The sequence below is a fragment of the Enhygromyxa salina genome (assembly GCF_000737335.2).
Classification (GTDB): Bacteria; Myxococcota_A; Polyangia; order Nannocystales; family Nannocystaceae; genus Plesiocystis; species Plesiocystis salina_C.
On sequence record NZ_JMCC02000093.1, the window covers coordinates 1 to 9,515 of the forward strand.

Sequence of the window (9,515 nt, forward strand, 5' to 3'; positions counted from 1 at the left end):
GGTGGGCGCCGTCGAGGATGTCGTCACGGGTGACCGTGAGGGTTGGGATCCGCTCGATGGTGCCGGCCTTACGGGCGTCGAACCATACACGAAACGAAGAAGCCCCTTGAGGTAGCGCGGTCGCCGACAGGGATGAGACCGTCAGCTTCGTAATTGGGACATATATGGTTTCCGCTTCGCCCCCCTCGAATTTCCTCTCCGAGATGACTGACGCATTCACAACCGCAGGTATGACTGTTTCGCCAATTTCGAAGATGACGACATCTCCAGGGGCTATGTTCGGATACAATCCATCGAGGTGAATCTTCGCCAGGTCGTCTTGTGGCTCGTACAAATAAGCCGCGGCGACATCAAGACGGTCCTTCCCGGCCACAGAGGACATAACCTGTATTTCAAGCGGCCCCAAACCGACACCTTCCGCCAGGACAACGACGGACGCCCCGACACCGTATCCCGTGCCGTTGTCCTCGACCTTCTCAAAAACCGTGGCGTTTGCGATCTCTTGACTCTGGACATACGCTCGATAACCAGGGATCATGCTCGAGCTCCCCAATACGATACCGAAGTCATCCCCAACAATCTCTGCGGCGCTCCACGTTGCCCCGCCAGATGGTACTAGCCGACCTTCAAAGACACTGTTTTGCGTACCCAGCTCCGCACTCCAGTTGTCTGGATGGCCAGTGGCTCGAGCAGCCAGGACCTTCGCGGTCGCAGCCACGCCCACCCCCCGCTCGCTCAGAGGATGCGCCGAGTCACGCCTCGCACCGTAGTCGCAGGAGTCCGTGACTGTATCGAATATCACTGAAAAATCTAGCATGGGAAGACTCCTGGTTGTGCCCTAAAAGGGCTCGTGGTAGCGTCCGTTGATGCACGGCAAGATATCCACTCGATTCCTCGTTGCGGCATTGCTTGGTTTGTCGGTTTCAAGCTGCACCCCGGGCGGGAACTCGGGCACCGACGCTGGCTGTGTTGCGGGGGAACTCGATTGCGAGTGCAGCGCAAGTCTGTGCCTGGGTGCGCTCGTCTGTGAGGACAACATCTGCGTAGAACCTGGACAAGTGACGTCGTCGGGTGACGGCGACGGCGACCCCGGCGATGGCGACCCCGGCGATGGCGACCCCGGCGATGGCGACCCCGGCGATGGCGACCCCGGCGATGGCGACGGTGACGGCGACGGCGACGGCGACGGCGACGGCGACAACTGCCAATTGGGACAGGTACTTTGCGACGGGCTTTGCGTCGACACGTCCTCGGATCCCGAAAATTGCGGAACGTGCGGTCACGTCTGCGACATCAAGGACAATGTCGGCGGTTGTATCGAGGGTGGCTGCGCCCCAACACTGAGCGAATGCGTGACCACCGAGGATCCTCCGGCAAACTGCGACGAGGTATGTATGGGCGAGGGAAAAGTCTGTGTGAGTGATGGCTGCTACGGTGGGACGACGTTCGTCTGGTACGCGGCGGGCAGCTCCTGTGCGAACTTCGAAGGCGACTCCATATCGAGTCCGTGCACATTTCCCGATGTTGCCGAGACCAACTACTACCGCTGCTGCTGCGGCGAGCCCTAGCATCAAACCAGATCCCTCTTAGCCGAGACCTCCTTCGCAAACGACGAGTGTCCAAAGCCCAGCTCGAGCCAACGTTCGAGCTCCGATGCGGCGGGTTGTCATGAGTCGGGAGGCTCCCGAGGCCTTGATCTCGCCGGGGCAGCAGAGTCCAGTCCTCATGGCAATGTGTTGTGTTGGAGCGCAATGTGACCGGCCAGGACCACCTCGAAGGCGTTCTTGAGCTCAACGGCAAAGCTGTTGCGCATGCACAAGGAGGGATCCTGGGCGATGGCGGCCTTCATCGCATCAGCCGGGTTGCTTTCCGTCCAGATGGAGCGCACCAGCAGAATCAGTGTCTTGGCTGCGTCGAACGAATGGCCTTCGTCCAACTCGGGAAGGACGGAGCTCAACAGGGACGCCAGGCCACTCACACTCGTGAGAACCCCCTTGCGGTACCGCATCGCAAGTTGGGTCGAGACGTTGCGTTCGAGTATCGCCGCTTGGACGCTCAGGAGGTCCGACAGAACAGGCTCGGCCGCAAACCCGTTGGCCAGGGACTCAGAGACCACGTCGATACGTTGACCGACCGGCACGACCCCCTCCACTTTCGCGGTGACGTGAGGGGCTTGGTTCGCTAGCCACTCTCTTGCAGCGTCATCAAGGAGGTCAAGAAGCACAGCCTCCCTTGACTCGAAGTACCGCAGGACGTTCGATTTCGCCAAACCCACACGCCGGCTCAACTCGCTCAGAGTGACTGCAGCAGCCGGCATCTCCAGCAGCATCGCCGCGGCCGCGTCAAGGATTGATTTACGCCTGATGTCCCGCTGCTCCTGGCTACGCGCTCGCTGAAAAATCGCCACGCGCTCATGTTACAGACTGCCGTATCCGATTCAAGAAGCGGTGTAGCCGGGGCCTGACGCCCGGCGCATCTTTCGCGCATGACACCGAGCACGAAAGATGTCTGGGCGAAGCGGGTGGACGAGTGGCGGCGTAGCGGGCTGAGCGCGATGATCCCGAGCGGAGTGGAGATCGAGCGGAGTGGAGATCTACGTGGGTCTGGAGGAGGGCGCGACCCGCTCAGCACGCCGCGCGCCCCGACGCACCACCGGCCCGTGCACCAGAAACAGACTGCCGGCGCCTTGACAAGAGAACGGCGGTCTCTTATCTCCAATAAGACAAACACGCGCGACTGATCGCGCGATCAACAAGGAGATACTCGTGCCTCAGAAGGCGTTCCTCGCGACGGATCCTGCTCACTACGCCCGGCTCGGCCTCACTCCCGAGATTCAGCCGTTCGAAGACGGTCTGCGCACGGACCCGTCCCAGCACGGTCACTACGAGTGGTGGTACTTCGATGCCCACCTCGACGACGGCGCGACGCTCGTAGTCAGCTTCACTACGAAGCCTCTAGCGGCGCCCGGGACCGGGTTGAAGCCGCAAATAGCGATCGACCTGGACCTTCCGGATGGCCGACGGTTCAACAAGCGCGCATTCTTCGACCCAGAGACGTTCAACTCATCGTCCGACGAGTGCGACGTCACCATCGGGCAAAACCGGTTCCGAGGCGATCTACACGAGTACTACATCACGGCGACTATTGAGGACGTCAGCGTAGACATAAAGCTCGTGGGACGAACCGAACCATGGCGTCCCGCGACGGGCCATATCTTTTATGGCGATGACGAGTCGCTACTGTTCGCGTGGTTACCCGCCGTCCCGCACGGTGACGTGACTGCGACTTACAGCGTGGGATCCAAGACGGTCACAGTGCAGGGCAATGGCTACCACGACCACAACTGGGGCAATGTACCACTCATGAGTGTGGTCAACAACTGGTACTGGGGTCGCGGCAAGGCTGGGCCGTATACGTTCATCACGGCGGAGATCATCTCGGAGAAGAAGTACGGATACAAGCCCGTCACCGTGTTCATGCTTGCCCAAGACGGCCACGTGGTTGCCGACGATCAGAGCAAGGTCACCTTTGCCAAGAGCGATATCCATACCGACAACGAAACTGGCAAGCCGGTAGCAAATGTCCACTCCTTCACCTACACGGACGAGACCGACACTTACACCTTGACCTACCAGCGAGCCAACACCATCCTGCGCACCCACTATATTGAGAGCCTGCATGGCCTCAAAAAGGCCGCAGCGAGGCTATTGGGCTTCGACGGCAGCTACACCCGCTTCAGCGGCACGATAGATGTTGCCCACCACAAGAGCGGCGGCCCCACGGAAACCATCTCCGAACCCGCAATCTGGGAACTCATGTACTTCGGAAAGCACGGTCACGAAGCCAAGAAATCCTAAGCGGGCGGCCACCCAAGAACGAGTGGCGGTGTACTGGAGCACGGACGACGGACGGTGGGTCGCCGACCCTGACGACAAGCTCAGCAACTACGACCGCCGCGACAAGAACCTTCACCTCAGTGCGCAGGACATGGACACGGCCAAGACGATCATCGAAGCTTCGCATACCGGCGACCCCGCCCAGATGGCGGCCGCGATACTCGACTCCGAGTTAGTCAAGACAATCTACATTCGCTTACTTCCATATCGCCGAGGCCAAGGCGAAGCACCCGGAGATGAAGAAGAAAGACTTGACCGCGTACATCCAGCGTCGATCCGCCGCAGCAGTGAGTCGGGGAGCGCGTGCTTGGCCCGGTATTGCACGCCAGACTGCGTCGGGCTCGGCTGGTAGCCCTTGCCCGAATCGACGCTGGTGTCAACGAGCCTCTGCATTCTTGCCCAGCTTCGACAGCAACATCATGAGCACCCCCAAGGCCCGGCGAGCGAGCGAGGACAAGCGTTGACGGGCGCCGCAGCGGGCTCAGCTCGAGGCCCACGATCGGAGTCGACGGTGTCGTGTTCACACGAGACGACCACGCCGTGCTGACGAACCTGTTGGCGCCGTGTCCGTCAGGTGAGCCCGCGACCCCGACTCGGCCTGCCAAAGATAGTGTGGCTCAGTGACTCGATGCACGCCCGCCTGGCGGGCGGGGACCGAGACCCAAGTCCGCGAGCACCCGCGCGATGTCGTCGCAGCGAGGAGCGCCCTCTGGCATCCGCGATGTCCGCGTGCGATGCTCTTCCGGTGACCCAGTATCGGCACCGCGTGCGCGCGAGGCCAGCGCAGCCCACGCTAGCCCCGAATCAAGCGCTGCGCGCTCGACTGGGGCCTACGATGTCTTAAAGGGGGCTTTCAAAAGCCCCCTCGCTTCGGCGGCGGAGCCCCCTTCGCTCACCCCAAACGCTCGCCTGTCGGCTCGTACTCTTCGTTGGGTCGTCGACGCGGCGACCACCTACGCGAGCTGTCACAGGCCAGTGCTCGCGCTCGCGGTGTTCGAGCGCGAGGCGCTGCTTCGACCGCTGCGCGCGGAGCTGAAGCTCACCACCTCGGATGCCGATCATGGCGCAGAGCTCGAGCTCGCCCTCGACAGCTCTGGAGCGTGGCGCGCCGATAACGGCAGCGCCACCGGAGCGGATGCCGCAGCGCTCGCAGCCGAGCTCGATCGACTGAAACCGAGCTCGATCCGAGTGCGCGCGGACGCGAGCACCCCCGCGTCGGTCGTCGTCAATCTTCTGCGTGTGCCTGATGTCTGGAGCGCCCGCGCGCGCCGTCAGCTGGAGCTGACATTACTCATCACTGACGACACCTGAGCGCTACCTCGTCACGCGGTTCACGCTGATCGAGATCGCGGAGTATGGATGATCCCGGGTGAGGAAATCGAGTTTGCCACCACCGCCGAGACTTTCATCGTTCGCAACAGTCACTTCCAAGGCGCCCGCTTCTCTGTCAACCGTGCGGCCGGGGACGTCGAATGCATGTCCGAGTCCGGTTGTGCACGCGGCTTCGCTCCCATGTATACACGGGACCTGTGCCCAGGACCTCGGGGCGCCGCGTGCGTTCCGGCGGCCGCGCTAGTGATCGGGTCCAGCAGCCAACCAGCGAGCCTCAGCTGGCCTGAGCCAAAGCACTGGCTCGCTCCACCACCAAACCCAAACGAGGAACTCGACGACGTCACAATTGGGGTGCCCTCCAGCAAGAGCGCCAAGGCAGTGGTCCTCGCCCGTCAACCGCTGGGGCGCGCGTTTTCGCTGGGGCTCAACCCCATGTACTCCAACAGTATCTGGACCGCGGACATCGGGACAGCCAACATCATCGCTGGAATCGGAGAGATCTGGACTGTGTGGCTCGACGACCAGGGGGGCTTTCAGGCGCAGATCCATACGCGTGAGTGAATTCAAATCCGTGATCCAGGCGCGCGTCGAGATGGCCTGATGAAAGAAGTCGAAGAAGCGCGGGAAATATACGATGCCCGCGGGATCACAATCGCCAACGCGAACTTCGATGGCGAGCTTGTGCTCACCTACGCCTGAAGACTTGGTCACGAGCCAACAGTGTATTCGCCGCTCCTGTCACTCGTCGAGGGGTTGGGGCGCGTTGTGAACGGCCTTGGGCGGTGAGCACAGCCGTGGGCGCAGGATCCCGGGCAGCCGATAGCAGCATCGGCTGCGGTCGCACTCGACGGGCTCGCCCTTGGGCAGCTCGATGAAGTCGATGATCACGCCCGCGCTGAACTCGGTTTGATCGCCCGGTCGCAGCGGGAAGTCGACCGGCGTGCGAGCCTTGACCACCCTCGCCTCGCCATGGGACGCGGGATCGAACTCGAGCTCGTAAGTCCCGTCGGAGTGGAGAGCGTAATCCTGGTTGTCGAGGTCTCCGATCGCGTAGGCGGCGGCGCTGCACGCCTTGGGCACAGGCGACAGATCACTTGGCTTCACGTCGAGCCACAGGATCGCGCCGCGCAGGTCGTCGACGACCTTGGTGCACACCTTCGGCGTCGCGGCGCCGATGGTTCGGACCTGCACGTGATCGTCGTAGATACTCATGACGCGGACCAACAACCCACGGCTCGACGTTGGCACCCGTGCGACCTCGACGGGCTCGCGCTGGTAGCCGAAGTCCCACACCGACCTGCCAGGTCGAACCAGCGCCACGCCCCCGACGAGCGGGAAGCGCTTGCAGCAACTCTCGGGACACTCGACCTCGTACTCGCAGGCCTCGTGGGTGCCCTTGGGTCCACCTGGACAGTAACCGAGACGCTCGAGCCGACACTGACCGATGTCGTTTCGAGTGCACTCCTGACACTCGGCCTGATCGCCCGTGACCGCCGGAAAGGTCGGCGGCTCACTCGAGTGATGACCCAAGCTCGCCGGCTCTGGTTCGCGCTTGTCGGGACTCGGGGCCGTGCACGCCAGCGCGGTGGCCAGACCGAGCAGGGCGTGGGCGGGTTTCACTGCGCGCCGACGCGCGCGCGTCGACGAATGTTCGCTAGCCGACATCGAGATGCTGACTATCGCACAACGGTCGCACCTTCGCCCGGGCTGTGTACCCGACGCCCCCCTCCGCTGCGAAGGGCTGATAGAACCGCCAACCGCGTCCGCGCCACCGATGTCCACTGCCTGCGGGCACCATGCGCCTAGAACACCTGAACGGTCGGTTGATCCGGGCTCGCCCGGCCCGAGCACCAGCGCGCACTCCGTGTCGTAGGTCCCCCGGACAGGCGCGACATTCCGAACCCGCCCCCCGCTCGGGCGACGGCGTTGGCGAGCAAGAGCACCTGCATTGCGCGCGAACCTACTCGAAAAATGCAGACGCGCGCAGCAAAGCTGGATCGCTAGTTTCGCTTGGCCTTGCGCTTGGCCTTGCGCGCGGCGATCTCGCGATCACGGGCAGCGCGGTCGCCAACGATGACCGGGATCGCAACCTCGGCCCCCAGCGAGACCGCCACGGTATGCAGCCAGTTGCTGGTGTAGCCGTCCCCAAACCCGTCGTTGTCCGAGGAGGTCCCGCGCGAGCCACCGCCGAGGTAGCGGACGTTCAAGTAGGGCTTGATGACCTTGGCCACGGTGACGCCAGCGCGCACGCTGGCGTCGAGGATCAGGCCCTCGATCGGATCATCGCCGCCGTTGATGAATGGAAGGTTGGCGTAAAAGCCGTCGACCTCGGCTCCGTACCAGAAGTTGGCGGTGTCGAGCTGATGGCGGCCGCGCAGCTTGATCGCGGGGACCGGACCGAAGTTGGTGCTGACCACGGCCTGGTCGCCGTCGGTCGAGACATATGAGGACCGAAAATTCCGAAACTGCATCGAGAACCCGATCGCTAGCTCATCGCCGGGGTCGGTGAAGAAGTCGTAGGCATAGCTGACCCGGTAGAAGTCGAAGCTGTACAACAAGTCGACCCCAGTGGTGGCTGGGAACGTGACACCGTCGGCGACCAGGTCGTCCTCTAGCACGGTCTGGGTGCCGAGGCGCAGCGGTTGAAACAGCAAGACGATCTCGTGGTGATCGTCGATCTCGAGCTCGGCCGCGAGCCGGCCAAACAAGAACATGGTGTCTTGCCGGCCGTCGCGACGCAGGTCGAAGTAGGTGCCGTCCGCGTCGAGCTGAAGATGGTGGCTGACAACACCGAGCGCCCCGAGCTCCGCGATCGCCTTCAAGCGAACGCCGATCGGCGCCTTGCCAGCGCGCTCACGCCGGGTCGTGGGCTCGGACTCGGCCGGCGGCGAAGGGGGCGGCTCGCTCTGCGAGGAGGACTCGCTCGGCGGCGCCGAAAAGCCCAGGGATGAGGTGATCGCGGTAGCGAGGAGCAAGGTCGCGCTTGGCATCGTTGCCACTCTTGCACCGCGATCGACCATTGCCAGCGGTTGCCAGGTTGCGCCGCGATTTCGTGGGCTGAGGCGGTGTGAGCATGCGGCCCAGGTCGACGCCATGCGCTCCGTCAACCCGGGAACCGGCCGACGAATCACCTCGAATCTCGTGTCGAATTTATTCGACACTGGCCGGGCACGCGCTGCGCTGGCGTGCTCGGTCAAGACTTTTGGCGCGATCGGCAATACGAAGACCAGCCAACTCACGATATCGTCGCTTGGAGCCACTTCGACGGACAAGCACTCGTTGCCGTCGGTCATATGGACTCATCGCCCTGCTGAACCCGGCGGTGACCATCGCTCTGGAGTACGACATGATTCGAAGCTACGCATCCACGGGTCTCCTCTTGTTCTGTTCGCTGGCTGGCTGCGGCGCACAGCCAGAGAAGCCGCCCCTTCCCCCGCCGATCGCGGCGGCGGCGGAGCTCTCTCGGGTGGTTCGTTGTCCGCCCAGCGGGCGGCGGCCGCGGCCGCCATGGTCAACGCCAAAGCCAACGGGATCGAAGAGAGCGAAAAGCAGGGCGACTACCACAAGGCCACCGCCGAACAGCCGAACGCCGAGTTCTTGTCCTACAAGGCGCGTCCGCTCAACGGTATCTGGGCCACCGCGCCCTACCTTCACAACGGCTCGGTCCCCACCCTCTATGACCTGCTGTTGCCGCCCGCTTCGCGTCCGACGAAGTTCGTCCTTGGCCGACGCGAGTTCGATCCGAACAAGGTCGGCTTCGTGAGCGAGGGCGACGAGCCCTTCGTGGTCGACACCTCCGTGACCGGCAACGGCAACGGCGGGCACGAGTACGGGGTGACGCTGTCCGACGCGGACCGCTGGGCGCTCGTCGAGTACCTCAAGACGCTCTGAGCATGCCTACGAGCGCCGAGCTGCTCCTACACGTTTGAGCCGAGCGCTCGGTTGCCGCGCGCGGTCAACCTGTACTCCTGCGGCGTCGTCCCGGTCCATCGCTTGAACGAGCGATGGAACGCGCTCACGTCGAGGTAGCCCAGCAAGAACGCGACCTCGCTGATGGATATCCGCCGGTCCTTCAGGTAGCGAAGGGCCCGGTCGCGGCGCAGGTCGGTGAGGACCGCGGTGAAGCTGGTCCCTTCCTGATGCAGCCGGCGCTGGAGGCTGCGCCCGCTCATGTGCAGCTTGTCTGCGATCACCGCGACAGTCGGCTCCCGATCCGGCAGCTCGTCCGTCATGCAGCGCATCACCACGTGGAGAAAGCCGCGGCTCTCGTGGCAAACTCGACGATCG

General features: G+C 63.4%; 11 protein-coding genes. 6 read left to right on the plus strand and 5 right to left on the minus strand.

Annotated elements, in window-relative coordinates; translation table 11 throughout:
* A partial coding sequence (locus tag DB30_RS30215) for a hypothetical protein (RefSeq protein ID WP_146661265.1) occupies positions 1 to 538 on the minus strand: 538 nt, incomplete at its 3' end.
* A 520-nt stretch (positions 539 to 1,058) separates the two neighbouring features.
* Here DB30_RS30215 and DB30_RS30220 point away from each other — a divergent pair.
* Positions 1,059 to 1,568 (plus strand): hypothetical protein, encoded by a 510-nt coding sequence (locus DB30_RS30220; protein WP_052555504.1) that lies wholly within the window; start codon positions 1,059 to 1,061, stop codon positions 1,566 to 1,568.
* 155 nt (positions 1,569 to 1,723) lie between these two features.
* On the opposite strand, the gene DB30_RS30225 is transcribed toward DB30_RS30220, so the two are convergent.
* Entirely contained in the window at positions 1,724 to 2,407 is a 684-nt protein-coding gene (locus tag DB30_RS30225) for a TetR/AcrR family transcriptional regulator (RefSeq protein ID WP_052555506.1), read from the minus strand.
* 358 nt (positions 2,408 to 2,765) lie between these two features.
* Here DB30_RS30225 and DB30_RS30230 point away from each other — a divergent pair, with 358 nt between their 5' ends.
* The 4 genes from DB30_RS30230 to DB30_RS42865 all read left to right on the plus strand — a co-directional run bounded on the left by DB30_RS30230 (position 2,766) and on the right by DB30_RS42865 (position 5,789).
* Positions 2,766 to 3,857 carry a hypothetical protein gene (locus DB30_RS30230; RefSeq protein ID WP_205633105.1) on the plus strand — a complete coding sequence of 364 codons (1,092 nt, stop codon included), beginning with the start codon at positions 2,766 to 2,768 and terminating at the stop codon, positions 3,855 to 3,857.
* Between the two features lie 28 nt (positions 3,858 to 3,885).
* Positions 3,886 to 4,248, plus strand: a complete 363-nt coding sequence (locus DB30_RS30235) for a hypothetical protein (protein ID WP_052555511.1) — start codon at positions 3,886 to 3,888, stop codon at positions 4,246 to 4,248.
* Positions 4,249 to 4,871: 623 nt separating this feature from the next.
* Positions 4,872 to 5,207, plus strand: a complete 336-nt coding sequence (locus DB30_RS30240; RefSeq protein WP_052555512.1) for a hypothetical protein — start codon at positions 4,872 to 4,874, stop codon at positions 5,205 to 5,207.
* 453 nt (positions 5,208 to 5,660) lie between these two features.
* Positions 5,661 to 5,789, plus strand: coding sequence for a hypothetical protein (locus tag DB30_RS42865; protein ID WP_276204393.1), 129 nt, complete (start codon positions 5,661 to 5,663; stop codon positions 5,787 to 5,789).
* Between the two features lie 177 nt (positions 5,790 to 5,966).
* Here the strand turns inward: DB30_RS42865 and DB30_RS30245 are convergent, their stop codons facing one another.
* Positions 5,967 to 6,848, minus strand: a complete 882-nt coding sequence (locus DB30_RS30245) for a hypothetical protein (protein WP_052555516.1) — start codon at positions 6,846 to 6,848, stop codon at positions 5,967 to 5,969.
* 380 nt (positions 6,849 to 7,228) lie between these two features.
* A complete protein-coding gene (locus DB30_RS30250) occupies positions 7,229 to 8,218 on the minus strand; it encodes a hypothetical protein (protein WP_052555519.1) in 990 nt (329 codons plus the stop codon).
* Between the two features lie 103 nt (positions 8,219 to 8,321).
* Here DB30_RS30250 and DB30_RS41805 point away from each other — a divergent pair, with 103 nt between their 5' ends.
* Positions 8,322 to 9,119, plus strand: coding sequence for a di-heme-cytochrome C peroxidase (locus DB30_RS41805; RefSeq protein WP_205633106.1), 798 nt, complete (start codon positions 8,322 to 8,324; stop codon positions 9,117 to 9,119).
* Between the two features lie 26 nt (positions 9,120 to 9,145).
* Here the strand turns inward: DB30_RS41805 and DB30_RS30260 are convergent, their stop codons facing one another.
* Positions 9,146 to 9,460 carry a helix-turn-helix transcriptional regulator gene (locus tag DB30_RS30260; protein ID WP_165704021.1) on the minus strand — a complete coding sequence of 105 codons (315 nt, stop codon included), beginning with the start codon at positions 9,458 to 9,460 and terminating at the stop codon, positions 9,146 to 9,148.
* Positions 9,461 to 9,515 lie beyond the last annotated feature (55 nt).